Raw genomic sequence first — 24083 nt, forward strand, 5'->3', positions numbered from 1 at the left:
TAATCTTCGTAGCGTGCTTGGAATCAACGGCCCGGAGTTCATACTCCTTCTGATTATCGGCGTACTCGTCATCGGTCCCAGCCGTTTGCCCGAATACACTCAAAAGCTCGCAAACCTGGTGAAGGAAGTCCGCCGGATGGCCTCCGGGGCACGCGAGCAGATCAAGGAAGAAGTCGGCATCGACATCGATGAGGTCGACTGGAAGAAGTACGATCCCCGCCAATACGATCCGCGACGCATCATCAAGGATGCGTTGCTTGACGATGATTCCAAGCCCGTCAACGCAGGCGCGCCGGCTGCTGCGGCGACAGTTGCAGCCGCAGCAGTGGACACGAAGCCCAAGGCTCCGGCCCGCATCATTGAGCGGCTCGCCGAAGGCGAGGCCGCGCCTTTCGATACCGAAGCTACGTAAACTTTCCGGGTCTCTTTCGAAACGCGGTGGCTTCAGCGCGGCTGGATTCCCAGCGGCATGCCGGACAATCCGCGCGGACGCGTTGCCAACATCCCTGCAATGCCTTCCAACGCCTTCGCAGCAGCAGTTTCGCCCGCGGCAAGGACTACAGGCTTTCCGGCGTCACCGCCCTCACGCAAGCGGATGTCCAAGGGAATCTGGCCGAGCAGGGGCACGTCGCTGCCCACAGCAGCACTCAGACGCTCAGCGAGGACGGCACCGCCGCCGCTTCCGAACAATTCCATGCGACCGCCGTCGGGCATTTCCAGGAAGGACATGTTCTCGATGACGCCGGCAACCTTCTGGCCGGTTTGGGTTGCGATGGTTCCGGCTCGTTCGGCGACGTCCGCAGCGGCAGCCTGCGGGGTGGTTACCACGAGGATTTCGGCGTTCGGGAGGAGCTGGGCCACGGATATCGCGATATCGCCTGTTCCGGGAGGCAGGTCCAGGAACAGGGCGTCGAGGTCACCAAAGTAGACGTCCGTGAGGAACTGCTCCAAAGCGCGGTGCAGCATGGGACCACGCCACGCCACGGGCTGGTTTCCCGCAACGAACATGCCAATTGATATGACTTTCACCCCGTAGGCCACAGGGGGCAGGATCATGTCATCCACCTGCGTCGGTTTCTGCGTGATGCCCATGAGCCCCGGGACGGAGAAGCCGTGCACGTCGGCGTCCACGATACCCACCCGCAGGCCCTGGGCGGCCAGGGCGCAGGCGAGGTTGACGGTGACGGAAGACTTACCTACGCCGCCTTTTCCGCTGGCCACTGCGTAGACCTTCGTCAAGGAGCCAGGCTTGGCGAAAGGGATGCCCCGCTGGCCACCCGGACCGCGCAGTTGTTCCTTCAGGGCCTCGCGCTGGGCGCGGGTCATGACCTTCAGCTCCACGTCAACACCGGTGACGCCTGCGATGCCTGACAACGCAGTGGTCGCATCCGCCGTAATGGTGTCGCGGAGCGGGCAACCGGCGATCGTGAGCAGTACTGCTACATGGACGTTGCCGTCGTCGGTGGCTGACACCGACTCCACCATGCCAAGTTCGGTGATTGGACGCCGCAACTCGGGGTCGATGACGGTTGCCAGGGCAGCGTGAAGTGCCTCGGCCGATGGGGTGGTCATGGGTTACGCTCGGCTTTCAGGATTTTCGGTAGGGGCCGGCTTCGCGCTGGAGTGCTGGGGCCCCGGACGTTGCGGGCGTACTTTGGGGATCTGTTGCGTGCGTGGTCCACGCGACTTGTCCCGTTTCTCCTTGAGCTTCTCTTTGACCTTGTCGGCCGAAGACTCGTTTCCCTCTGCTGCCGCTTCGCTCTCCCGCAGTTCCTCCTGGGCATCGATGATGTCTTCCAGCAGGCTGCGGAGTTCGGCGCGGACGTAGTCGCGGGTGGCTACTTCACGGAGTGCGATTCGCAGGGAAGCCAGTTCACGGGTCAAGTATTCAGTGTCTGACAGGTTCCGCTCGGCCCGCTGGCGGTCCTGCTGCAGCGACACCCGGTCCCGGTCGTCCTGACGGTTCTGGGCCAGCAGCAGGAGCGGTGCCGCGTACGAAGCCTGCAGCGACAGCATGAGCGTCAAGAGCGTGAAGCCGAGTTCCACGCGGTCGAACTGCCACTCCGTGGGCGCAAACGTATTCCATGCCAGCCAGAAGAGACAGAAGACCGTCATGTACACGAGGAACTGCGGCGTACCCATGAAGCGCGCAAAGCCCTCCGTGGCATTGCCGAATGCGTCAGGGTTGGGGGAGAACTTGGGCAGTATGCGTTGACGCCCGCTCAGCGGCGTGTCCAGGCTGCCGGGACTGTTCGTACGTCCAGTGGACCTGGGGGATCGGGGGGCGTTGTTATCAGCCAATGCGGCCTCCGAGTTTCCTTATAGGGGCGTCGTCCTCGTGAGCGCGCCAGTCATCGGGCAACAGGTGATCCAACACGTCATCAACAGTCACCGCCCCCACAAGGCGGCCGTCGTCGTCGACGACGGGCAGGGAGTTCAGGTTGTACGTGGCCAGGGTCCGGGCTACTTCGCTGATGTGCGCCTGGTCCGACAACGGCTCCAGGTTCTTGTCAACAAGGTTTCCCAGCGGCTCCGGCGGAGGGAAGCGCAGGAGTTGTTGTATATGTACAACGCCCAGGAAGCGCCCGGTGGGCGTTTCCAGCGGAGGCCGTGTGATGAAGATGGAGGACGCCAAGGCGGGGGAGAGTTCCTCGCGGCGGACGTGGGCAAGTGCTTCGGCGACCGTGGCTTCGGGAGGAAGGATGACGGGCACAGGTGTCATGAGGCCACCTGCAGTGTCTTCGTCGTACTCCAGGAGACGCCGGACATCTTCGGCTTCCTGAGGCTCCATGAGCTGCAACAGTTCTTCCGCTTGGGCGGAGGGGAGTTCGGCGAGGAGGTCGGCGGCGTCGTCGGGATCCATTTCTTCCAGGACATCGGCGGCCCGTTCCACGTCCAGGGCGGACAGGATCTCCACCTGGTCGTCCTCGGGAAGCTCCTGGAGGACGTCTGCCAACCGTTCGTCCTGAAGTTCGCTTGCCACTTCAAAGCGGCGCTTGTCGCTCATCTCCTGCAGGGCCTCGGCGAAGTCGGCAGGTTTGAGGTCCTCGTGCGTGGCAACGAACTGTGTTGCGGCCTGGGGTTCGTTATGCCCGCCGGTCTGCGCGTCCGCCCAGTCAATGATCAGGGTCTCGTTGCGGCGGAGCCTGCTCAGGGGGGACAAGGAATGCCCGCGACGGACGAAGAGTTTGCTGACGAACCAGTCCTTGGACCGGTGCTGGTCCATCGCGATGTCCTCGATCGTTGCATCGCTGCCATCGGCAAGGGTGACGCGGCGATCAAACATTTCCGCGACCACGAGCGTTTCCGCGCCCCGTTGTTCGAAACGACGCAGGTTCACCAAGCCAGTGCAGATGATCTGGGTCTGGTCGATGGAGGTGATCCGGGTCATCGGTACGAAGACGCGCTTCTTGCCGGGCACTTCCACCACGATGCCTACGACATGCGGGGCGCCGCGGGTCCCCCGGGAGAGCACGACGACGTCGCGCAACCGGCCTAAACGATCGCCCAGGGGGTCGAAAACGTCCAAGCCGAGCAGACGCGCGACAAAGACGCGTGAGGGATGTGTGCTCATGTTTACAGGCTACCGAGTCTGCTCTCTTTTAGCTGAATTCCAGCCGCTTCACATCTACATGCGACACAATGGGGCTATGTCAAACATTTTTGGTGCTCCTAAAGCCGTTGAGGAGTCCCGCAGCGTACCCCAAGGCGACACTGTTGGCTCGTACACCTCATATTTGGATGCCCAAAAGGCGGTGGACTACCTCGCAGACCAGCAGTTCCCCGTGCACCTGGTGTCGATCGTGGGCAACGACCTCAAGATGGTGGAGCGGGTCACCGGGCGGCTGAGCTACCCACGCGTTGCCTTGTCCGGTGCTTTGAGCGGCATGTGGTTCGGCCTCTTCGTCGGCGTCATGCTCTCCTTCTTCACGCCCGCTGGCGGCACCTTCTCCATCATCACATCCGTGCTTATGGGTGCAGCTTTCTTCATGCTGTTCGGCATCGCCACGTACGCCACCCAGCGCGGCAAGCGCGACTTCACGTCCACAAGCCAGGTGGTCGCCACCAATTACGATGTCATTGTTGCCATCGAGGCAGCCCACGAAGCCCGCAGGTTGCTCCACCAACTGCCCATGAATTCCGCACAGGCTGCCACCGGGCAAGCACAAAATTACGGTCAGCCAAACGCGCCCTTCCAGCAGCCCGGCCAGGCACCTGACCGTCCTGCCACCTGGAACGATCCCTATGGCCAGCGCGGACCGGAGCCCACCGAATCCGCTGCTTCCGGCGCGCAGGCTCCTGCTGCACAGCCAGTACAGAACCCGACGCCGTCACCCGTGCGCTATCCGGACCTGCCCGATGGCCGCCCCCAGTACGGTGTCCGGGTCACGGAGGGCCAGAATGCCCCCCGGCCCGAGGAACACCGGCCCGAGGAACACCGGCAAGAGGAACAGCGGCCCGGGAACGGCGATTCCCACAAGCAATAGCTGTATAAGAAGTACAAAGGGAAGGCCACCGGATGCATACATCCGGTGGCCTTCCCTTTGTTCTGATGTCGGCTGTGCTGTTGTCTGCCGGACCGGGTCCCCTTGCTGGAGGCTAGCCCGCAGCTTCCTGGTAGATGCCGGCCATCCAGGACTCGACGTCGTCGGCTTTGCGTGGCAATGCCGCGCTCAGGTTCACGGGGCCATCCGCGGTCATGAGGATGTCGTCCTCGATGCGGACACCGATGCCACGGTATTCGGCGGGAATGGCGAGGTCTTCGTTCTTGAAGTACAGGCCGGGCTCGATCGTGAAGACCATGCCCTCAGTGAGGATTCCATCCAGGTAAAGCTCACGCTTGGCCTGGGCACAGTCGTGGACGTCCAGGCCGAGGTGATGGCTGGTTCCGTGTGGCATCCAGCGGCGGTGCTGCTGGCCTTCGGGGCTGATGGCTTCCTCGACAGAGACAGGCAGCAGACCCCATTCAGCAAGGCGCTCAGCAAGCACCGTGGTGGCTGCAGTGTGGATGTCCCGGAATTTCACGCCGGGCTGTGCGGCGGCAAACCCCGCATCGGCGGCGTCCAGGACAGCTTCGTAGACCTTGCGCTGCACCTCGGTGAAAGCGCCGTTTGCCGGCAGGGTCCGGGTGACATCCGCTGTGTACAGCGAATCAGCCTCGACTCCTGCGTCAAGCAGCAGGAGTTCACCAGCGTTGACGGGGCCCGAGTTGCGGGTCCAGTGCAGCACCGTGGCGTTGTTGCCTGAAGCCGCAATGGTGTCGTAGCCGAGTTCGTTGCCTTCCTCGCGGGCACGGGCGAAGAAAGCGCCTTCAACCACGCGTTCGCCGCGCTTGTGCGTCAAAGCACGCGGGAGAGCGCGCACGACGTCGGCGAAGCCTTCCACGGTGGCGGCAACGGCGATCTTCATCTGCTCGATCTCCCACTCGTCCTTGATCAGGCGGAGTTCGGAGAGTGCTTCACTGAGCTTTTCGTCCAAAGCATCGAGTTCGCCCAGATCAAGGTTCTCAGGATCCTTGGCCGTGTTGTAACGGGCGGTGTCCACCAAAGCATCGATGTTCTCATCTACCTTGCGGACCAGACGGATGGAGATGCCGCCGATTTCCTGCGCGCCCACGTTCTTCGTGATGGCCAGCTCAAGTTCGGAAATGTGCGCCGTGGGCAGACCCAGGCGGGCTTTGAATTCTGCCAGTGTGGGCCGTGCGCCAATCCAGAATTCACCGGCCCGGGAGTCGGCGTAGAACTGTTCGGTATCGCGGCCCGCCAGGGGACGGAAGTACAGGGTGGCAGTGTGGTGGCCGCCGTCGTCGCCCTTTCCTTCACCGGCCGGTTCCAGGATCAAAACGGCATCCGGCTCGTGGTCCAGGCCCAACCCGGTGAGGTGGGCGAATCCGGAGTGGGGGCGGAAGCGGTAGTCGCAGTCGTTTGAGCGGACCTTGAGCGGACCGGCCGGGATAACGAGCCGTTCACCCTTGAACAGTTCGGAAATTGCGCGACGGCGGCGGGCGGCGTGGTCTGCCACGGCGTCACGAGCGGGGTTTACCTGCGGTGCGGGCGCCCAGTTGCTGGCCATGAATGCCTTGAAGGCATCGGATGTGGGCCGCTGCGAACGGTTGTTGACGCGTTCTTGCAGGGGCTGGGAATCTGTGGATTCCGCGTACGGGGTGTTTTCGGCATCATTCACCGTTACATCGTCCCACCAGTTTCGTGAGGAGGCCAACGGCGCAACACCCCCAAGCCGGTCCGCATCCCATAGGCTGGGAAAGTGAGGATAGACCTGCATACGCACTCGAATGTTTCCGACGGAACCGAGACTCCGGCCGGGGTGATCATTTCGGCCGCAGCTGCAGGCCTGGACGTCATTGCGTTGACGGACCACGATTCCACTGATGGCTGGGAGCTTGCTGCTGCCGCGGCCAAGGAACATGGAGTCACTTTTGTTCCGGGAATGGAGATCTCGTGCCGGACGGAGCAGGGAATCAGCGTCCACCTGTTGAGCTACCTGCATGATCCTTCCCACCCCGGGCTTCTTGAAGAGATCACCAAGTCAAAGGACGCCCGGCTCACGCGTGCTGAGCGCATGGTCACCCTGCTGTCCGAGGATTACCCCTTGACGTGGGACGACGTCATCCACCATGTGGCTCCTGGTGCCACAGTAGGGCGCCCGCATATCGCGGATGCCTTGGTCGCTGCCGGCGTGGTCGCGGACCGCTCCGAGGCCTTCACGTCCATACTCACCTCGCATTCGCGATACTTTGTGCAGCACTACGCACCCGACCCCGCTACCGCCGTCGAACTTGTCCGTGCCGCCGGCGGCGTGCCGGTCTTCGCGCACCCGGTCGCTTCGGCGAGGGGACGGATCGTGGGGGAGCGGACGTACCGGGAGATGATAGACGCCGGACTGCTGGGCCTGGAAATCGATCACCGCGACAACCCTGAAGAAGGACGTGCCTTCCTTCGCACCATGGCGTCCGAGCATGGGCTGCTCATCACCGGATCATCCGACTACCACGGAGCCGGCAAACCGAATCTGCTGGGAGAGAACCTGACATCCCCGGACGTCCTGGCAAGGATCGAGGAACTGGCAACCGGCAGCACGGTTGTGCGGCCATAAACGAGGACCACCGCTGCCCGGTACCACGGGTTCGGAAAATAGGTTGACGTGCTGCGGGGGAAGAGTAGTCTGGCGCTCGTGGGGGAGGCGGGCTGGGCCGCACCACTGAAGGTCTCATCGCAACCAATGACTCACCCCGTCGATGGAGCAATCATGTTCAAGAAATCCTTGGCTGCAACAGCCCTTGCAGCAGCCTTAATGTTCATCCCTGCCACAGCAAATGCCCTGGACTGCAATAACGTGAGCCGCCCGGCCTACACAGGCACCGAGTGGGTATTTGTGCCGGATATCAGCAGCAACGTCCACTTCAGCGGAAACTGGGGCTATGTGGAAGCCTGGGGCGCCTGGGTGTTCCTTCCTCCAGGCACGGTGCCTGATGTGCCCGGCGGTGAAGGGAATTATCAGAACGGCCAAGGCTTCGCACTGCTGGTCAACGCATTGTGTGATTCCTATGGGGCAGCCCTGGACAATAGGCAGGGCGAGCACGGAATCCAATTGATGCACGGGTGCGGCTGACCAGAAGACGCCTCTAGTTGCAGTGGAACGACGCCTTGGCGCCCAGCCGCTTCCGCATGACCTCAATGGCTTGCTCGTTCTGGTCCACGCAGACAAAGTTGCGCCCGAGCTTGGCGGCAACAGCGCCCAGGGTTCCTGATCCGGCAAAGAAGTCCAGGCACCAGTCGCCCTCGCGGCTCGAAGCAGAGACGATCCTGCGCACCAGGCCTTCGGGTTTCTGGGTGGGGTAACCGGTCTTTTCCCTGCCGGTGGGCGAAACAATGGTGTGCCACCAGACGTCCGTGGGGAGCTTTCCCCGCTCGCGTTTGGCAGGTGTGACCAGGCCGGGGGCCATGTAGGGTTCGCGGTCCACTTCGGCGTTGTCGAAGTGATACTTCGCAGGGTTTTTTACGTACACCAGGATGTTGTCGTGCTTGGTGGGCCAGCGGTTTTTGGCCCGGGCGCCGTAGTCGTAGGCCCAGATGATTTCGTTGAGGAAACATTCCCGGCCGAAGATGGCGTCCAACATCACCTTGGCGTAGTGCACTTCGCGGTAGTCCAGGTGCAGGTATAGCGTGCCGTCGTCGGCAAGGAGCCGCCAGGCCTCTACGAGCTTGGGTTCCAGGAAGGACCAGTAGTCGCTGAAGGCGTCATCGTAGCTGTGAAGGGCACCCTTGATGGTGTCGTAGGAGCGGCCCTTGAACCCGACGCGGTCGCCGTCGCCGTCCGCGTTGCGGACCATGCGCGTTTCCTGGCGGCGTTGGACCCGGCCCGTGTTGAAGGGCGGGTCCACGTAAATGAGTGTGAAGGCGCCGTCCGGCAGCGTCGGGAGGAATTCCGCGTTGTCCGCGTGCACCACCAGATTGCCGCCGTCCGGCGCCCAAACAGTTTCAGTCATTGAGGACTTTAGGCCTCGGAGGTACCGGACTGGGCGCCAGCGGTCCCGCCGGAAACCACTTCGCCGTTACGGCGGCGCGTGCGCGTACGGCGCGTGCGGGCCGGCTTCTCGGCATTTTCGCCGGTAGCGGTACGGGTTTCGGAGGAACCGGCAGCAGGGGCCGCATCGGCTTCGGATGTACGACGGCGGCGCGTACGGTTGCGTCCGCCCTCGCCCTTGGATTCCGAGTTGGCTTCGGTGGACTTGGCTGCGTTTCCACGGCCACGGCCGCCGTCCCTGCCGCGGCCGCCATCGCGTCCGCCTTCACGGGATGAACCGCCGGAACGGGAGTTCTTCTTGCCTGTTTCGCCCAGGTCCTCAAGGACCTCGGCATCGACGCCGGCAAGGGTGCGCTTGTTGCGCGGGAGGCGGCCCTTGGTGCCCTCGGGAATGTCGAGGTCACTGTAGAGGTGGGGGGAAGAAGAGTAGGTTTCAACCGGCTCCGGAACGCTGAGCCCCAGTGCTTTGTTGATCAGGCCCCAGCGGGGCATGTCGTCCCAGTCGACAAAGGTTACGGCTGTTCCCTTGTTGCCGGCGCGGCCGGTACGGCCCACCCGGTGCAGGTAGATCTTTTCGTCTTCCACGCACTGGTAGTTGATGACGTGCGTAACGTCATCAACGTCGATGCCCCGGGCGGCAACGTCCGTGGCAACCAGGACGTCTACCTTGTTGTTGCGGAACGCGCGGAGAGCCTGCTCGCGCGCGCCCTGGCCGAGGTCGCCGTGGATCGCAGCAGCGGCAAATCCGCGGTCCACCAGTTCCTCCGCGACCTTGGCCGCGGTGCGCTTGGTTTTGGTGAAGATAATGGTGCGTCCACGTCCGCGGGCCTGCAGGATGCGGGCCACTACCTCGGTCTTGTCCATGCTGTGGGCACGGTAGATGAGCTGGCGGATGTCGCGCTTGGTGAGGCCTTCGTCGTTCGGGTCGGCCGCGCGGATGTGGGTGGGCTGCGTCATGTAGCGGCGGGCCATCGCGATGACCGGGCCGGGCATTGTGGCGGAGAAGAGCAAGGTCTGGCGAACGGCCGGCGTGCCAGCGATGAGTGTTTCCACGTCCGGCAGGAAGCCGAGGTCCAGCATTTCGTCGGCCTCGTCCAGGATCACCATTTTGACGTTCTTCAGGCTGAGGTGCTTCTGCTTGTAGAGGTCGATCAAACGGCCCGGGGTGCCAACCACTACCTCGACGCCCTTCTGGAGGGCGTCAATCTGCGGTTCATAGGCACGGCCGCCGTAGATCGTGGCGATGCGGGCGTTGCGCTTGCGGGATGCTGTCTGGAGATCGTTGGCTACCTGGACCGCAAGCTCACGGGTAGGAACGATGACCAGGGCCTGCGGGGCACCGGGGACGGCCAGCTTGGCGTAGCCGGGGTCATCGCGGCCTTCCACGCGCTGCAGTGCCGGAATGCCGAAACCGAGGGTCTTGCCTGTACCGGTCTTGGCCTGGCCGATGATGTCGTGGCCGCTAAGGGCTACGGGCAGCGTCATGGCCTGGATGGGGAAGGGATGGGTGATACCGGCATCGGCGAGGGATTCGACGATGTCGGCGCGGACGTTGTAGTCAGCGAACGATTTCTCTTCGATCTCGTGGGGCGTCTCATCAGAGATGATCGTTTCCTCGGGCTCGATGGATTCGGTGCCGGTGGCGTCCGTCAGGACTTCATGGGTGTGCAATTCACTCACAGGGAGTTTCCTTATTCATTTGGGCATTGGCGCTGCATGCTCAACGGGTGGCGGAGCCGTACCGGAGCACGAACGGGCGCGCAAGCTAATCCAGTGGAAGCCGATCGCGGGCTATCTAAGTACTGGCACTGGTGACCAGCGGGCACATCTCAAGATCGCGTAGGGGCGGGCTTGTTGAGTTCAAAAATTAACTGAATCAACGACCGGGCATCCATTACTACAGGGTCAGTCTATCCTCTGGGAGCGCTAAAGCCCGGATCGGCGGCAGTTCGGGTCCTGCGGGGCCTTAGGGGAGCAGGGTAAAGCGGATCTCGCGGCTGGCGATATCGGCCTTCAGGAGTTGCACCCGCACCTTGGTGCCCGATTCCATTTCGCCGTCACATCGGGCGGTCACCGCGGGTTCGGCTATCTGGATGATGCCGAACGGCCCATTGCCGTTTCCGTTTGCCCTTCCATTGCCATTGGTCGTGCCGTTGGACGGCTTGGAACCGGAGATGACGACCGCGTCGAACTCCTCGCCGATGTGGTTGGCCACGAGTGCAGCTTCCACTGTGTCCATGGCCAGACGCTCAAGCCGGCCGGCCAGTTGGTCGGATGAGGCCATGATCTCAGGCAGGGATGGAAGTGCTTCCCGTGCCCAGGCGGGGATCTGCTGGCCGTTGCTGAGGGCCTCGCAGATCACCAGGACAAAACGGTCGATGAGGCGACGCAAAGGGGCAGTGGTGTGGGCATAGGGTGCGCCGATTGCTGACTGGATGATGTTGGGGGGAAGTTCGCCATCGAAAGGCGTGTATCCAGCGCCGCGGAAGAGTGTGCCTGCGGAGTGCAGGATCGCAAGTTGTTTGGGATCCGAAGCGTCAAGTGTCCGAAGGTACTCACCGTAGGTGATCTCGCCGTCCCAGGGTTTCCCGAGGGCCTTTGTCTGGCGCTTGAAGTGGAGCAGTGACCGCTCATCCGGTGCCGGCATGGTGCGCAGGATGCCCACTTTTCCGTCAAGCATCAGTTGGGCGGCCGCCATCCCGGTCATGAGGGATATCTGCGCATTCCAGTCCTCCACAGGCAAGGACGGCGCGGCCACAATCCTGTAGCCTCCGCCACCTGTCGCCTGGACGATTTCCTGCTCCGGCATGTTCAGGTTGGCGCCACCGCGGAGTCGTTCCAGCTCCACGCGCTTCAGGCCAACCTCCTTGAGGAGCTCAAGGACCTCCGGGGCTGTGCCGGCATCGATCTGCTCCTGGGCACCTTTGTAACTGAGCTTCGTGCGGCTACGGACAGTGCCACGGGCTACGGACGTGGCGGTTACCTCCGCATTGAGGTCCAGTTCGAAGTCCCATACGAAGGCGCTGCAGTCCTGACCGGCCAGCAGGCTTCCGGCGTTTTCGCTGATGACCTCCGGGTGCAGTGGGATCCTCCCGTCAGGAGCGTAAAACGTTTGTCCCCGTTGCCGGGTTTCGGCATCGAGCGCCCCGCCGGGAGCAACGAAGGATGGCACGTCCGCGATTGCGTAGAGGACTTTGTAACCGTCGCCGGCACGTTCAATGAACACCGCTTGGTCCAAATCGGTGGACGTGGCTGGATCAATGGTGACAAACGGAATGTCCCTGAGGTCACGGTCCGGCAGCGTATGGTTTTCCACCGCTTTGCGGGCTTCCGCCACGGCTTCGGCCGGATACTCGCCCGGGAGCTCCAGTTCGGTCCGGAGGGCTGCAAATGCCGCCGCGAGCTGGTCCGACGAGTCGTCGACGTTGGGCGAAATCCGATGATGTGACACGAAAATCAGGTTAGCCCGAAATCGCTGGATAGTCTTGGACCATGAGCACTTCCTTGGACGATAATGCTCGCATCCAGCGACTCTCTTCGGAGCTGCTGGGGGCCATGGCGTACGGCGAGCTCTCCGCGTTTGGCCGGCTGTCTTTCGACTCGCGGTACGCTCCCAACCTCCATGACAGGGCAGTACTGGCAAAGATCGCCGTCGGCGCTTACGGAAACTTCGCCTTGATCAGCAGCCGGCTCTCGGAGATGGGACTCGATGCCGAAGAAGCCATGCTTCCGTTCCAGCGCTCGTTTGACCACTTCCACGAGCGAACAAAGCCAGCGGACTGGTTTGAATCCGTCATGAAGGCCTATGTGATCGACACCGTGTCATCGGACTTCTACCGCATGGTCGCGTCGTTCCTTGACGGCGGGACGCAACTCTTTGTCCAGAAGGTGGCCTCCGCCGACCAAGCCACGGAAGTTTTACGCATCCTCCTGCGAAGGGCCCTGTCTGATGACCCCCGCCTGGCGTCGCGCCTGGCTTTGTGGGGCCGCCGCCTGGTCGGTGAAGCCCTGACGCAAGCACAACGCGTAGGCATGGAACATCCCCAGCTGGGACCGCTGCTCAAGGGCGGCGGGGATGCACGCAATGCAGTCAAGGCCCTCACCGCTGAGCTGGCGGAGCGGCATGGGCGACGCATGTCCGGGCTGGGGCTCACGGCTTAGGACACTTTCGAATATCCTCCGCAGCAGCCAAGGCGCCGGGGTGGTTATCCGGCGTCGAGCGCTTCCAGCAAGGTCTTGGCCGCCGCCGTCGGGTCCTCCGCCTCAGTGATGGCACGTACCACCACGATCCGGCTGGCTCCGGCTGCAACCACCTGTTCAACATTGGTGAGGTCTATGCCGCCGATGGCGAACCAGGGGAGGAGGACGCCGCCTACGGTCTCCTCATCCGCGCGCTTTACGGCTTCCGCGGCATATGTGACCAGGTCCAGCCCAACTGCTTCACGGCCTGGCTTTGTGGGCGTTGCCCACACCGGGCCAACACAGAAATAATCCAGTCCGCTCCTGCCGGGGGAGGCAGCTATCGCGGCGTCAACCTGGTCCGGGGTATGGGTGGACAGGCCGATGACCGTGCGGTCGTGGAGGAGGTGCCGTGCAGCGCGTAACGGGATGTCTTTTTGGCCGATATGGAACACCGGAGCCCCGGAAATACTGGCAACATCGGCGCGGTCGTTGACGGCCCACAGCCTTCCGTGCCGCTGGGCAACGTTGTGCAGGACCTCCAGGACCTCAAGCTCCTCGGCGGCCTCGAGCGTCTTGTCGCGAAGCTGGATGATGTCGACGCCGCCCTCAAACGCGGCGTCGACGAAGTCTTCGAAATCGCCCTGGCGTTTGCGGGCATCAGTGCACAAGTAAAGGCGGGCAGTGGTGTGGACATCATGCTGGGTCATGGAAACCAGAGTAGTTCCTCTAAACTGGGCACGTACTGCGGGAGCCGTGACAGCGTCATATGACCGTCCGGCTGAGAGGGCTTCAGCGCCGACCGCTTGACCTGATCCGGCTAATACCGGCGTAGGGAAGGAAACATATGGCAGAATCCCGCCAAATCCCCTTGCAGGCAGACGTGGCAGTCATTGGTGGTGGCGTCATCGGCCTTGGCATCGCCCACGAAGCCCGCCGTCAGGGCCGCTCTGTGGTCCTCATTGATCCCACTCCCGCAGCGGGTGCGACGTTCGCTGCCGCCGGAATGCTGGCTCCGGTCAGTGAACTCCACTACCAGGAGGAAGACCTCCTGGAACTCATGCTGGAATCCTCCCAACTGTGGCCGGCTTTCGTCCGGAGCGTCCACGGCAGCGAATCAGCCGCCGGATACCGCACGACGTCGACAATCGCCGTTGGTGCGGACGCCGCCGACCGCCGTGCGCTGGCAGACCTCCGCACGGTCCAGCAGGCCGCGGGGCTGCGCGTGGAGCCACTGTCTTTGCGTGAAGCGCGCGAGCGCGAGCCTTTGCTCAGCCCCGGGATTTCCTGTGCCTTCGACATACCGGCCGATCACCAAGTGGATCCGCGGCGCCTTGCACGATGCCTCCTGGACGGGTTATCAGCCCACGGACCAAGTGACGCAACCTGGGTTTCCGGAGCGGAGGACGGTTTCGCCCTGCCGTTCCAAGCGTCCCGTTTGCTCTGGGACGGGGAACGCGTCTGCGGGGTCCAGCTCGATTCGGGCGCCGGGCGCGTTGTTTGGGCCTCAGAGACTGTGCTCGCCTGCGGGCTGGATGCAGCCAGGATCGGCGGTCTCCCCGAGGGTCTCAACCTGCCCCTGCGGCCCGTTTACGGCGACATTCTCAGGCTGCGCGTTCCCCAACACCTCCAGCCGCTGCTCACATCCACCATCCGGGGCATGGTCCGCGGGGTGCCGGTCTACATCGTCCCCCGCGACGACGGAACGGTGGTGATTGGAGCCACCCAGCGGGAGGACGGGTTGTCTGCGTCCAGCAACGCAGTGTCCGCCGGGGGCGTCTATCAACTCCTGCGTGACGCCCAAGTGTTGGTTCCTGCCGTGGCGGAGCTGGAACTGTTGGAAGCGACAGCCCGTGCACGGCCAGGCACACCGGACAACGCACCCCTACTTGGACGAGTTACCGGGCCCGGGGGCACCATCGACGGTCTCGTGATCGCCACCGGGTTCTTCCGCCACGGCGTTCTCTTGACGCCTGTGGCCGCCAAAATCGTAGGCGGACTGATCAGCGGCCCAGCCGACCCCCGATGGTCCATTTTCCGGCCTGATCGATTTACGGCAACTCAGGATCACCTCCTCCAACCAGCAATCAAGGACACACCATGAACATCAAACTCAACGGCTCCGAACACGCCGTGGCGGACGACGCGTCCGTGAGCACACTCGTCAGTGCCATCACAGGCCGCGCGCTGGACCACCGGGGACAGGCAGCCGACGGCGGCAAGCTGGGTGTCGCCGTCGCACGTAATTCGGAGGTTGTGCCGCGCAGCCAATGGGCAGCGACTGCGCTCGCCGATGGAGACGAACTCGAACTCGTAACCGCAGTCCAGGGAGGCTGAAAAATGACCGCAGCAAAAACTGACGTGAGCACTGACGCTTTGGTGATCGACGGCGTCGAATTCGGCTCCCGCCTGATCATGGGTACCGGTGGTGCGCCGAGCCTGGACGGGTTGGGAGCAGCCCTCCTGGCTTCAGGAACGGAATTGACCACTGTTGCGATGCGCCGATACTCACCGGCCGAGACAGGTTCATTGTTCCAGCTCCTGGTGGACCACAACATCCGGGTCCTGCCGAACACGGCTGGCTGTTTTACTGCCAAGGACGCCGTGATGACCGCGGAGCTCGCCCGGGAGGCCCTGGAGACGGACTGGGTGAAATTGGAAGTCATTGCCGATGAACACACGCTTCTTCCGGACGCGGTGGAACTCGTTGAGGCCACGGAACAGCTGGTGAACCGCGGCTTCAAGGTTTTCGCTTACACCAATGACGATCCCGTTCTGGCGCTGCGCCTGGAAAACCTGGGCGCCACAGCTGTCATGCCCCTCGGTTCGCCTATTGGAACGGGGCTGGGCATCCTGAACCCGCACAACATCGAACTGATCGTGTCCCGGGCCTCCGTACCGGTAGTGCTCGACGCCGGCATCGGGACCGCCTCCGATGCCGCGCTTGCGATGGAGCTGGGCTGCGATGCTGTCCTGCTGGCAACAGCCGTGACCCGTGCGCAGAATCCGGTGCAGATGGGCGAAGCCTTCAAACACGCGGTGATCGCCGGTAGGCTGGCCAAGCAGGCTGGCCGTATTCCGCGCCGGGAGCACGCCCTCGCGTCATCGGCCATGGAAGGCCGGGCAGAGTTCCTCTGAATGAAGGAGCCGTGGTGGCTGACAGGAAAGAGCAATTGACCCAGGTCGCCATGGAGGCCGCCCTCAAGGACCTCCCGGACTGGAAGCTCCAGGACGGCCTCGTGACCGTGTTCAAAACCTCAACGGCGGCCGACGCCTTGGCGCTCATCGCCGCCATTGGCCGGATTGCCGAGGAACAGAACCACCATCCGGATCTTGACTGGCGTTACAACAAGGTGTTCCTGCGTTACGTTTCCCATGACGCCGGGGGCCAGGTGACCCAACGCGACATCGCCGCTGCGACCGCCGTGAGCGAGGCGGCAGCGGCGTCCGGTGCCAAGGCGCAGCCGGATCGCTACCCAGCAGCCGGATCGCTACCCAGCAGCCGCGTCGCTACCCAGGGGCTTGAACGGGATTGAACGTTAAACTTCGCTGGCCATCACCCATGGGCGATGGCCAGCGAAGTTTATTGAGTGAACAGTGCCTAGAGCCTCAGGGCTTTGGTGAGGGCGGCGGTGTCATGCTGGGTGCGCTTGCGGCCCAGAAAGACCACAACGGCAATCGCGATGACCGTCCCCAACACGATGGGGAGGACCCAGGGGATCCAGGTCAGGCCGGGCTGGTAACCAAAGCCTGCCATGATGAAAGCTATCCAGCTGAGCACGCCGACGGTTGCCGAAACGCCCGCCGGCAATGCGATCCCGTACTTGCCGTGTCGCTTGTCATTTGCCCACACGATGAATCCTGTAGCGATCGTGGCAAGAACCACCACAACGAGTGAAAGCATGGAGACTCCTTAGCGGCAGCTGTAACCGGGAACCGCTAGAGTGCGCCGAAACCGACGCGGCGCACTTCCTCGGCACCAATTTCAACGTAGCCCAGCACATTGCCGGGAACGATGATCTGGCGGCCCTTCTCATCCGTGAGCCGCAGATCCGATCCCTTGGAGATGGCCTCTCCGACAATCTTGGCGACAGCATCAGCATCGAGTGCGGATTCGAGCACAATTTCACGGCCAACATTCTGAATGCCGATCTTTACTTCCACAGCAAGGCCTCCAAGCCAATCAAGTTTTAAGTCAGTCCTCTATTTGTAGCTTAGGACTCTTTGGGGAATCGACTGATTCCGCGCCAAGCTAAACGATAGATCAGATCACTGGCTACATCGAGGTCGAGGTTTCCATCGGTTTCGAGCCAGTAGCGGGCGCTGACCTGCGCCATTCCTGCCAGTCCGCGGCCAAGGAGCTGCGCCTCCAGAGGGGGCAACTTGGTGTCCTCGGCGATGACGTGGGCCACTGCGTCGGCGAACGTTTTGTTGAACGTTTCCAAGCGCGAGCTGACATCGGGGTCATTGATGAGGTCAGACTCGAAAACCAGGCGGTGGGCTTGGTCGTCGTCGGCGATGAACCTGTAGTAGGCCCGCATGACTGCCTTCACGCGCTCTTTGTTATCCGTGGTGGAGTTCAGGGCATTGAGCATCAAATCGGTCAGGGCGGCCAGGTGGCTGTCCAGCAGTGCCATGTACAGCTCGCGCTTGGAAGGGAAGTGCTGATACAGGACCGGCTTGCTCACATGTGCTGTCTCGGCAATTTCGTCCATGGCCGCACCGTGGAAGCCGTTGGATACGAAAACTTCCAAGGCGGCGTTCAGCAACTGCGCGCGGCGCTCGTCCCGGGGCAACCTTGCTGAACGCGTCGAACCAGTCCGTTCTTGCTTCGCTGGTGCTCCATCGTTTGCCCGTGTGCCGTCAGCCACAGTCTGCCGCCTTTCCTTTGCAGTTATGACCACTGTACCGGTGGGTAATATGACCGGGCGGCATCGGCAGGCATACATTGGGGTATGGCCTCAATTCTTGCTGCCCGCCCCGCGCCCGCCGTCCTGCCGCCCCTCGTTGAACCGGCCGCCGAACTAACGTCGGCCGAGGTGGAACGGTACTCCCGGCATCTCATCATTCCGGAAATCGGCGCTCTGGGCCAACGCAGGCTTAAGAATGCGAAAGTTCTTGTCATAGGTGCCGGCGGGCTGGGATCTCCGGCATTGCTGTACCTCGCCGCGGCGGGCGTTGGAACCCTGGGAATCGTCGACGACGACGACGTAGACCTCAGCAATTTGCAGCGGCAGGTCATCCACGGCGTCAGCGATGTGGGCACGCCCAAAATCGAATCTGCGCGGAAGGCCATTGCGGAGCTCAACCCTTTGGTGGATGTTGTCCTCCACAACGTCCGCCTTGACTCCTCGAATGCCCTGGAGCTGTTCGCGGATTACGATCTCATCCTGGACGGTGCGGACAACTTTGCCACCCGTTACCTGGTCAACGACGCCGCCGCGATTCTCGGCAAGCCGTACGTCTGGGGCTCCATCTTCCGCTTCGACGGGCAAGTCAGCGTCTTCTGGGCCGAGCACGGCCCCACCTATCGCGACCTCTACCCTGAAGCCCCGCCTGCCGGCTCAGTGCCTTCATGCGGTGAGGGCGGAGTCTTCGGTATGTTGTGTGCTGCCGTTGGATCCCTCATGGTGACTGAGGCAGTCAAGCTGATTACCGGCGTCGGCCGTTCCTTGCTTGGCCGGGTGGCGCTGTTCGATGCGCTTGGCGGCAGCTGGCGCGAAATCAAGGTCTCCAAGGATCCTGAAGCGGAGCCCATCACTGAACTCGTGGATTATGAGGCATTCTGTGGGGTGACTCCGGCTGCGGCCACTGACCAGGAGCACACGGTCACTGCCAAAGACCTCGCGCGGATGTTGGCCGAGCGGGAGGCGGGTGAACGCGACTTTGAACTGGTGGATGTCCGCGAGTCCGGCGAGCACAGCATCGTGAACATCGATGGATCGGTCCTTATCCCGCAGGGCAGGATTCTTTCAGGCGAGGCCTGGGTGGACTTGCCGCAGGACAAGGACATCGTGTTCCACTGCAAGGCCGGGACGCGCTCTGCTGCGGTCCTGGAGGCCGCGCAGAAGGCAGGCTACAAGCGCGTCAGCCATCTCGACGGCGGTATCCTCGCCTGGGTCCGCGACGTCGAGCCCGAAAAGCCTGTCTACTAGTCGTTGCCTGCATCGGTCCTGATCTGTGCAAAGCTCAAGCATGAGCGAAGAATCCACAGCAACGCCCCAACGCCCCATCGGCTCCGGTTTTGGGCACGGCTCAACCGCCATGGAAGTGGTAGAAGGCCTTGACCTGACGGGTAAGGCGGCAATTGTCACCGGTGGTTACTCCGGGCTTGGACTGGAGACAGTGCGGGCTTTGGCCTCGGCCGGGGCGGCGGTTACCGTTCCGGCGCGCAGGCTCGAACACGCACGGAAGGTGCTGGCAGAGGCAGGTTTGGCGGACACCGTGGAAGCGGACGCCCTGGACCTCGCCGACCAAGCGGCCGTCAAGGCGTTCTCAACGCGCTACCTGGACCAGCACGACACCCTGGACATCCTGATCAACAACGCGGCGATTATGGCAAGCCCGGAGCATCGCGTTGGGCCGGGCTGGGAGGCTCAGTTCGCCACGAACCACTTGGGGCATTACACGCTGGTCAACCTGTTGTGGCCTGCACTTGCCGCCTCCGGGAACGCGAGGGTTGTGTCCCTTTCCTCCACCGGCCACAAGCTCTCACCCATCCGCTTTGACGACATCAATTTCACGTCCGGCTATGACAAATGGCGCGCCTATGGGCAGGCCAAAACCGCGAATTCGCTCTTCGCCGTGGAGCTGGACCGCCTGGGCCGGGAATCGGGCGTCCGTGCTTTCGCGGTCCACCCCGGCGGAATCATGACCGAACTCCAACGCCACCTGCCTCAGGAAGAAATGGTGGCTGCGGGATGGATGGACGCCGAAGGAAACCTCCGTGAGGGTTTCAAGACGCCGGAGCAAGGCGCCGCGACGTCTGTCTGGGCTGCAACGTCTCCGGCTTTGGCCGGTATGGGTGGTGTCTACTGCGAGGATTGTGACATTGCCGAACCCACGGACAAGGATTCGCCCCTGGCAAGGTACAGGGGAGTCGATGCGCACGCGATTGACAGGGCAGATGCGCGGAAGTTGTGGGAACTATCGGCCGAGCTGACGGGCGTGAACGCCTTCAGCTGATTCCGGTTGGCTAGGCGCTTTCGGAGCGGAGTTGCTCGTGGTCCACGGGGCATTCTGCAGCAGCAGGAGCCTGGGGCTGCTCCACCTGGATGCCGTACAGGGCTTCCAGTGCGGCCACGTAGTCGTCCTGCTGCCCGTTGGCTGCAAGTTCGCGGGCGCGCACCGTTGGAATGTGGAGGAGTTGCTTAACCATCCGGCGGAGCGCAAATTCCACTTCTTCGGCGGCAGCGGTGCATCCGTGGCGGGCGCGGACTTTTTCCATCTCCGCATCCAGTACGTTCATGGTGTGGCGGCGCAGGGCTACGATCGCGGAGTCGACGGAGCGGGATTCGCGTTCCGCTTCGAAGGCGGACGCAGCCCCATTGACGATCTCGCTGGCATGGGACAGGGATTCTGCCTGTTCCTGGGGTGCAGCGAGACGTACGGATTCAAGCGTGAGGAGCTCGACGCCGTCGAGCTCGCCTACTGCGGGGTCGAAGTCGTGGGTGAGCGCAAGATCGATCGCGATTAGTGGCTTACCTGAATTTGCCCTGACCCGCGCAAGATCATCGGCTTCAACGCGCGTGTCCGAACCGCTGCACCCGATCATGACGTCGGCGGCGGCAACCGCCGCCGGAAGGCTGTCGGCGTCGAGCGCTGTCCCACCCCGGGTAGCGACGAAACCCTCGGCGCGGCCGGAGGAGGAGTAGACGGAAACATCGGTGCATCCGCGTTCGCGGAGCAGGGACATGGTGGCCCCGGCGTAGGCGCCCGTTCCGAAGACGACTACCTTCTTGGCAGACCAATCGTCACTGTCAGAGAGGTCCGTTGCCAGATCCAGGGCTACAGAGACGATGGAAAGGCCGCGGGAGCCGAGGGCCGTCTGGGCGCCAACGTCTTTTGCGGTCTTGGATGCAGCCTGGAAGAGGCGGACGAGTCCGGAACTTGCAGTGCCTTCCTGCTGCGCGGTGATCAGGGCCCGGCGGACCTGGCCCGCTATTTCGCGTTCGCCCACCACCGCAGAGTCCAGGCCGGCGCTTACAGCGAAGAGGTGCCGGGTGACGTCAGGTCCCGTGTGCGTGCTGAAGGAGCGGGAGACGAGTTGTTCGCTGAGGCCACTCAATTCGCTGATCTGGGAGACAAGGGCCGATCGGGCAGCTTCGAGGCCTGCTCCGTTGGCTGTTTCGCCGTAGATCTCATAGCGGTTGCAGGTTGCCAGGACGACGGCACCGGAGACCAGCGGGGATCCGGAGAGGGCCGAAGAGGCAAGCTCAGAGGAACCGTTGCTCAGCTGAGCAACGGTTTCGAGGTCGATGTCGGCGTGTGTAGCCACCAATGAGAAAAGAACCACAGCACCCCAATCATAGCTTTTTCGCAGGCCGGTAGAACAATGCGGCGCAGTGGGAATTCACACGCGGTTACGTGATCCCCGCCACGCCACCGGTTGGAGGGGTGGGACGTGACAGCCTGTCGTTATCTTTTGGCCGGGATTTTCGGCACAATCAAAGGCATGACTTCTAGCGCGGCAGCATCCAATAATACGGCCACCAACGCCACTGCAGGCGAACCTGCCGGCAAACTTGGCGCGGATCACCCGTTGATGGACGGCCGTACGTCGGACTCCCCGCTCATCACCGCCTACCGGGGCGGCAAGCCCTCGCGCAGGCCGGTGTGGTTCATGCGCCAGGCCGGCCGCTCCCTGCCGGAATACCTGAAGGTCCGCGAGGGCGTTGCCATGCTGGACTCGTGCCTGCGTCCCGAGCTGGCCGCGGAGATCACCCTGCAGCCGGTTCGCCGCCATGATGTGGATGCAGCCATCTTCTTCTCCGACATCGTTATCCCTCTGAAGCTCGCAGGCGTTGGCGTGGACATCGTTCCGGGCGTGGGTCCGGTCCTGGACAAGCCGGTCCGGACGGCCGCCGATGTCGCCGCCCTCCCCAAGCTGACGTGGGAAGCACTTGAGCCCATCCGCGAAGCCGTCCGCCTGACGGTTGCGGAACTGGGCAAGACTCCACTCATCGGGTTCGCCGGTGCGCCGTTCACGCTCGCCGCGTACATGGTCGAGGGGAAGCCTTCGCGGGACCACCTCGGCCCCCGGACCATGATGCACGCGGACCCCGAAACCTGGACCGCCCTCGCCAGCTGGGCAGCGGATGCTTCCGGAATGTTCCTTCAGGCACAGCTTGAGGCCGGGGCGTCAGCCGGACAGCTCTTTGACTCCTGGGCCGGCTCCTTGGGCCTGGCTGATTACACCAAGTACGTCGCTCCTGCGTCAGCGCGGGCGCTGGATCATGTGCGCGGGCTGGGTGCTCCGCTGGTGCATTTCGGTACCGGCACGTCGGAGCTCCTTGTCGCCATGCGCGACGTCGGCGTGGACGTTGTTGGGGTGGACTACAGGCTGCCACTGGATGAGGCCAACCGCCGCCTGGGTGGCACGGTGCCGCTCCAGGGCAACATCGATCCCGCCCTCCTCCCGGCTCCGTGGGAGGTCCTGGAGGCGCATGTCCGCGAAGTCATAGCCGCGGGCTCGCACGCTCCAGGCCACGTCCTGAACCTGGGCCACGGCGTGCCCCCGGAGACGGACCCGGCTGTCCTGACGCGGGTTGTGGAGCTCATCCACTCGATCCCGGCAGAGTAGGACGCATGCGCGGGGGACACGTCCATGGCAAGGCGAAGGAAGCAGCCACAACGCAACCATCGCCTGGGCCTACCGCTGTTGTGATCGGTGGCGGCATTTCCGGCCTTCTGGCTGCGAGGGAACTGGCCATGGCGGGTACCTCGGTGACGATCCTTGAGGCGGGCGAAGCCTGGGGTGGTTGCGTCGGAAGGCACGAGGTAGCCGGCCTGTCATTGGACAGCGGGGCCGAGTCCTTTGCTACGCGGTCCACGGCCGTGGCCGATCTGGCGCGCGAACTCGGGCTGGAGGGCCAGATCGTTTCCCCGCACCCTGGCGGCGCCTGGGTGCAGCTACCGAATGGACCGCAGGAGCTGCCCAAGACAGGAATTCTTGGTATCCCGGCCAATCCTTGGGACCCCGAGGTCAGGCGCTCGCTTGGCCTCTCCGGCGCCCTGCGTGCATCCCTGGACCGCTGGCTGCCCGCTTCGATTGGCACAACATCCGAGGTCACAAGCGTGTCCTCACTGGTCCGCGCCCGCATGGGGAAGAAGGTCCTGGAACGGCTGGTTGCTCCTGTGGTGGGCGGTGTGCACTCCGCCGATCCCGGGCTCTTGGACGTCGATATGGTGGCTCCGGGCCTCCGCTCCGGCCTGAAGAAACACGGGTCCCTGGCTGCGGCTGTTGCTGCGCAGCGCAAGGCAGCCCCCGGCCCAGGTTCCGGGTCCGCCAAGGCGGGTTCCGCCGTCGCGGGTTTGAAGGGCGGCATGAACACACTGGTCACGGCGCTGGTTAACGACCTGCGCCGGCGGGGCGTGGACATGCTGAGTGGAAAGAGCGCTGACACCGTTTCGAAAACCGCCACGGGGTGGCGGGTCGCCGCCGGAGAAACCACGTACGACGCCGGCCGGCTGGTAGTAGCGCTGGACGGTCCCGCTGCCGTGGGGCTCCTGGAAAGGGCTTTACCGGAACTGTCCGGCCTGCGCCCCGCGCCCGGACCCTTGGTGAGCTTGGTGACACTGGTTGTTGATCTTCCCGAACTGGACGGACGGCCCCGCGGCACCGGAATCCTGGTGGCCCCCCAGACCCCGGGTATCCGGGCGAAGGCACTGACGCACGCCACTGCCAAATGGGATTGGCTGGCAGAGGAGGCCGGGCCGGGAACGCACGTCCTGCGCCTTTCCTATGGCCGCCGTGAGGACGCCGATGGAGGAGTGCCGGATGTTGTCATGGACGATGAAGAGTTGCTGGCTGCAGCACTTGATGATGCTTCCGCATTGTTGACGGTGCCCGTTACGCGCGCAGACATTGTCGATTGGGATGTGGTGCGCTGGGCAGGCGCCCTGCCGTTTGCCGCCGTCGGTCATAAACAGCGCGTAGCCCGGGTGCGGGAACTGTGCGCCGCAGCCGATGGCCTAATGGTCGTTGGTGGCTGGTTGGCAGGTAATGGCCTTGCCGCCGTGGTAGCGGATACCCGCTCGCAGCTCGCCCAGGGCATCGGCGATATTCGCCCCATTTCGTGATTTATGTCACTTCTACGCCTTGTAGAAGTGATCCGTTTCGACTTAGTGGCTGGCACGGG

At 63.3% G+C, this 24083-nt stretch carries 25 protein-coding genes and 1 riboswitch; of the genes, 13 read left to right on the forward strand and 12 right to left on the reverse strand.

Going from position 1 to position 24083, the window contains the following annotated elements; all coding sequences use genetic code 11:
* The first annotated feature begins 13 nt into the window (after positions 1-13).
* Positions 14-412, forward strand: a complete 399-nt coding sequence (locus AC6I97_RS09460) for a twin-arginine translocase TatA/TatE family subunit (protein ID WP_224088194.1) — start codon at positions 14-16, stop codon at positions 410-412.
* A 32-nt stretch (positions 413-444) separates the two neighbouring features.
* On the opposite strand, the gene AC6I97_RS09465 is transcribed toward AC6I97_RS09460, so the two are convergent.
* The 3 genes from AC6I97_RS09465 to AC6I97_RS09475 are packed head-to-tail and all read right to left on the reverse strand — an operon-like array spanning position 445 to position 3574.
* Positions 445-1572 (reverse strand): Mrp/NBP35 family ATP-binding protein, encoded by a 1128-nt coding sequence (locus AC6I97_RS09465; RefSeq protein WP_497944760.1) that lies wholly within the window; start codon positions 1570-1572, stop codon positions 445-447.
* A 3-nt stretch (positions 1573-1575) separates the two neighbouring features.
* Positions 1576-2301, reverse strand: coding sequence for a DUF1003 domain-containing protein (locus AC6I97_RS09470; RefSeq protein WP_224088193.1), 726 nt, complete (start codon positions 2299-2301; stop codon positions 1576-1578).
* Positions 2294-3574, reverse strand: coding sequence for a magnesium transporter MgtE N-terminal domain-containing protein (locus AC6I97_RS09475; RefSeq protein ID WP_224164857.1), 1281 nt, complete (start codon positions 3572-3574; stop codon positions 2294-2296). The genes AC6I97_RS09470 and AC6I97_RS09475 overlap by 8 nt, the downstream gene beginning before the upstream one ends.
* 76 nt (positions 3575-3650) lie before the next feature.
* Between AC6I97_RS09475 and AC6I97_RS09480 the strand changes: the two genes are divergently transcribed.
* The gene (locus AC6I97_RS09480; RefSeq protein WP_497944761.1) at positions 3651-4487 is read left to right on the forward strand and encodes a YflT domain-containing protein; all 837 of its coding nucleotides are present in this window, start codon (positions 3651-3653) and stop codon (positions 4485-4487) included.
* A 112-nt stretch (positions 4488-4599) separates the two neighbouring features.
* On the opposite strand, the gene AC6I97_RS09485 is transcribed toward AC6I97_RS09480, so the two are convergent.
* A complete protein-coding gene (locus AC6I97_RS09485; protein ID WP_497944762.1) occupies positions 4600-6183 on the reverse strand; it encodes an aminopeptidase P family protein in 1584 nt (527 codons plus the stop codon).
* An 81-nt stretch (positions 6184-6264) separates the two neighbouring features.
* Between AC6I97_RS09485 and AC6I97_RS09490 the strand changes: the two genes are divergently transcribed.
* Together AC6I97_RS09490 and AC6I97_RS09495 are read left to right on the forward strand one after the other, a co-directional pair.
* Positions 6265-7113, forward strand: a complete 849-nt coding sequence (locus AC6I97_RS09490) for a PHP domain-containing protein (protein WP_224088190.1) — start codon at positions 6265-6267, stop codon at positions 7111-7113.
* A 153-nt stretch (positions 7114-7266) separates the two neighbouring features.
* Positions 7267-7629 (forward strand): hypothetical protein, encoded by a 363-nt coding sequence (locus AC6I97_RS09495; protein ID WP_224088188.1) that lies wholly within the window; start codon positions 7267-7269, stop codon positions 7627-7629.
* A gap of 13 nt (positions 7630-7642) precedes the next feature.
* On the opposite strand, the gene AC6I97_RS09500 is transcribed toward AC6I97_RS09495, so the two are convergent.
* From AC6I97_RS09500 to AC6I97_RS09510, 3 genes are all read right to left on the reverse strand, one after another.
* Positions 7643-8506: a DNA-methyltransferase gene (locus AC6I97_RS09500; RefSeq protein ID WP_224088186.1), complete on the reverse strand. Its 864-nt coding sequence runs from the start codon at positions 8504-8506 to the stop codon at positions 7643-7645.
* Between the two features lie 8 nt (positions 8507-8514).
* Positions 8515-10224, reverse strand: coding sequence for a DEAD/DEAH box helicase (locus AC6I97_RS09505; protein ID WP_224088184.1), 1710 nt, complete (start codon positions 10222-10224; stop codon positions 8515-8517).
* Positions 10225-10510: 286 nt separating this feature from the next.
* Positions 10511-11995 (reverse strand): RNB domain-containing ribonuclease, encoded by a 1485-nt coding sequence (locus tag AC6I97_RS09510; RefSeq protein WP_497944763.1) that lies wholly within the window; start codon positions 11993-11995, stop codon positions 10511-10513.
* Between the two features lie 41 nt (positions 11996-12036).
* On the opposite strand from AC6I97_RS09510, the gene AC6I97_RS09515 reads away from it, so the two are divergent.
* The gene (locus AC6I97_RS09515; protein WP_224164847.1) at positions 12037-12705 is read left to right on the forward strand and encodes a ferritin-like fold-containing protein; all 669 of its coding nucleotides are present in this window, start codon (positions 12037-12039) and stop codon (positions 12703-12705) included.
* A 44-nt stretch (positions 12706-12749) separates the two neighbouring features.
* Here the strand turns inward: AC6I97_RS09515 and thiE are convergent, their stop codons facing one another.
* A complete protein-coding gene (gene thiE, locus AC6I97_RS09520; protein ID WP_224088180.1) occupies positions 12750-13433 on the reverse strand; it encodes a thiamine phosphate synthase in 684 nt (227 codons plus the stop codon).
* 27 nt (positions 13434-13460) lie between these two features.
* Positions 13461-13578: riboswitch (TPP riboswitch) on the forward strand.
* Between thiE and thiO the strand changes: the two genes are divergently transcribed.
* From thiO to AC6I97_RS09540, 4 genes are all read left to right on the forward strand, one after another.
* On the forward strand, positions 13571-14827 hold the full coding sequence (thiO, locus tag AC6I97_RS09525) for a glycine oxidase ThiO (protein WP_224164845.1): 1257 nt from the start codon (positions 13571-13573) through the stop codon (positions 14825-14827). Its footprint overlaps the riboswitch before it by 8 nt.
* Positions 14824-15060 (forward strand): sulfur carrier protein ThiS, encoded by a 237-nt coding sequence (gene thiS / locus AC6I97_RS09530; protein ID WP_224088178.1) that lies wholly within the window; start codon positions 14824-14826, stop codon positions 15058-15060. Before thiO ends, thiS begins: the two co-directional genes overlap by 4 nt.
* A 3-nt stretch (positions 15061-15063) precedes the next feature.
* Complete coding sequence (locus AC6I97_RS09535) at positions 15064-15861, forward strand: thiazole synthase (RefSeq protein ID WP_224164843.1); 798 nt, start codon at positions 15064-15066, stop codon at positions 15859-15861.
* 14 nt (positions 15862-15875) lie between these two features.
* Positions 15876-16259 carry a 4a-hydroxytetrahydrobiopterin dehydratase gene (locus AC6I97_RS09540; protein ID WP_224164841.1) on the forward strand — a complete coding sequence of 128 codons (384 nt, stop codon included), beginning with the start codon at positions 15876-15878 and terminating at the stop codon, positions 16257-16259.
* A 65-nt stretch (positions 16260-16324) separates the two neighbouring features.
* Here AC6I97_RS09540 and AC6I97_RS09545 read toward each other — a convergent pair whose 3' ends face one another.
* The 3 genes from AC6I97_RS09545 to AC6I97_RS09555 are packed head-to-tail and all read right to left on the reverse strand — an operon-like array spanning position 16325 to position 17672.
* A complete protein-coding gene (locus AC6I97_RS09545) occupies positions 16325-16627 on the reverse strand; it encodes a hypothetical protein (RefSeq protein WP_224088176.1) in 303 nt (100 codons plus the stop codon).
* A 35-nt stretch (positions 16628-16662) separates the two neighbouring features.
* A complete protein-coding gene (locus AC6I97_RS09550) occupies positions 16663-16887 on the reverse strand; it encodes a DUF3107 domain-containing protein (RefSeq protein ID WP_224088175.1) in 225 nt (74 codons plus the stop codon).
* Positions 16888-16937: 50 nt separating this feature from the next.
* Positions 16938-17672 carry a TetR/AcrR family transcriptional regulator gene (locus AC6I97_RS09555; protein WP_223946458.1) on the reverse strand — a complete coding sequence of 245 codons (735 nt, stop codon included), beginning with the start codon at positions 17670-17672 and terminating at the stop codon, positions 16938-16940.
* Positions 17673-17678: 6 nt separating this feature from the next.
* On the opposite strand from AC6I97_RS09555, the gene moeB reads away from it, so the two are divergent.
* Together moeB and AC6I97_RS09565 are read left to right on the forward strand one after the other, a co-directional pair.
* Complete coding sequence (gene moeB, locus AC6I97_RS09560; RefSeq protein WP_224088174.1) at positions 17679-18878, forward strand: molybdopterin-synthase adenylyltransferase MoeB; 1200 nt, start codon at positions 17679-17681, stop codon at positions 18876-18878.
* 40 nt (positions 18879-18918) lie between these two features.
* On the forward strand, positions 18919-19908 hold the full coding sequence (locus tag AC6I97_RS09565) for an SDR family NAD(P)-dependent oxidoreductase (RefSeq protein ID WP_224164839.1): 990 nt from the start codon (positions 18919-18921) through the stop codon (positions 19906-19908).
* A 10-nt stretch (positions 19909-19918) separates the two neighbouring features.
* Here the strand turns inward: AC6I97_RS09565 and AC6I97_RS09570 are convergent, their stop codons facing one another.
* Positions 19919-21238 (reverse strand): glutamyl-tRNA reductase, encoded by a 1320-nt coding sequence (locus AC6I97_RS09570; RefSeq protein ID WP_224164837.1) that lies wholly within the window; start codon positions 21236-21238, stop codon positions 19919-19921.
* Between the two features lie 159 nt (positions 21239-21397).
* Here AC6I97_RS09570 and hemE point away from each other — a divergent pair, with 159 nt between their 5' ends.
* Together hemE and hemG are read left to right on the forward strand one after the other, a co-directional pair.
* Positions 21398-22525 (forward strand): uroporphyrinogen decarboxylase, encoded by a 1128-nt coding sequence (hemE, locus tag AC6I97_RS09575; RefSeq protein ID WP_224164835.1) that lies wholly within the window; start codon positions 21398-21400, stop codon positions 22523-22525.
* A 5-nt stretch (positions 22526-22530) separates the two neighbouring features.
* Positions 22531-24024 carry a protoporphyrinogen oxidase gene (hemG, locus tag AC6I97_RS09580; RefSeq protein WP_224164833.1) on the forward strand — a complete coding sequence of 498 codons (1494 nt, stop codon included), beginning with the start codon at positions 22531-22533 and terminating at the stop codon, positions 24022-24024.
* Positions 24025-24083 lie beyond the last annotated feature (59 nt).

The organism is Arthrobacter sp. TmtSoilC48 (genome assembly GCF_059739425.1).

Excerpts from the sequence above, each read along its gene's own strand:
- AC6I97_RS09465 (WP_497944760.1), bottom strand. The coding sequence starts at position 1,572 with ATGACCACCCCATCGGCCGAGGCACTTCACGCTGCCCTGGCAACCGTC.
- AC6I97_RS09475 (WP_224164857.1), bottom strand. The coding sequence starts at position 3,574 with ATGAGCACACATCCCTCACGCGTCTTTGTCGCGCGTCTGCTCGGCTTG.
- AC6I97_RS09480 (WP_497944761.1), top strand. The coding sequence starts at position 3,651 with ATGTCAAACATTTTTGGTGCTCCTAAAGCCGTTGAGGAGTCCCGCAGC.
- AC6I97_RS09495 (WP_224088188.1), top strand. The coding sequence starts at position 7,267 with ATGTTCAAGAAATCCTTGGCTGCAACAGCCCTTGCAGCAGCCTTAATG.
- AC6I97_RS09500 (WP_224088186.1), bottom strand. The coding sequence starts at position 8,506 with ATGACTGAAACTGTTTGGGCGCCGGACGGCGGCAATCTGGTGGTGCAC.
- AC6I97_RS09515 (WP_224164847.1), top strand. The coding sequence starts at position 12,037 with ATGAGCACTTCCTTGGACGATAATGCTCGCATCCAGCGACTCTCTTCG.
- thiE (WP_224088180.1), bottom strand. The coding sequence starts at position 13,433 with ATGACCCAGCATGATGTCCACACCACTGCCCGCCTTTACTTGTGCACT.
- thiO (WP_224164845.1), top strand. The coding sequence starts at position 13,571 with ATGGCAGAATCCCGCCAAATCCCCTTGCAGGCAGACGTGGCAGTCATT.
- thiS (WP_224088178.1), top strand. The coding sequence starts at position 14,824 with ATGAACATCAAACTCAACGGCTCCGAACACGCCGTGGCGGACGACGCG.
- AC6I97_RS09535 (WP_224164843.1), top strand. The coding sequence starts at position 15,064 with ATGACCGCAGCAAAAACTGACGTGAGCACTGACGCTTTGGTGATCGAC.
- AC6I97_RS09545 (WP_224088176.1), bottom strand. The coding sequence starts at position 16,627 with ATGCTTTCACTCGTTGTGGTGGTTCTTGCCACGATCGCTACAGGATTC.
- AC6I97_RS09555 (WP_223946458.1), bottom strand. The coding sequence starts at position 17,672 with ATGTATGCCTGCCGATGCCGCCCGGTCATATTACCCACCGGTACAGTG.
- moeB (WP_224088174.1), top strand. The coding sequence starts at position 17,679 with ATGGCCTCAATTCTTGCTGCCCGCCCCGCGCCCGCCGTCCTGCCGCCC.
- AC6I97_RS09565 (WP_224164839.1), top strand. The coding sequence starts at position 18,919 with ATGAGCGAAGAATCCACAGCAACGCCCCAACGCCCCATCGGCTCCGGT.
- hemE (WP_224164835.1), top strand. The coding sequence starts at position 21,398 with ATGACTTCTAGCGCGGCAGCATCCAATAATACGGCCACCAACGCCACT.
- hemG (WP_224164833.1), top strand. The coding sequence starts at position 22,531 with ATGCGCGGGGGACACGTCCATGGCAAGGCGAAGGAAGCAGCCACAACG.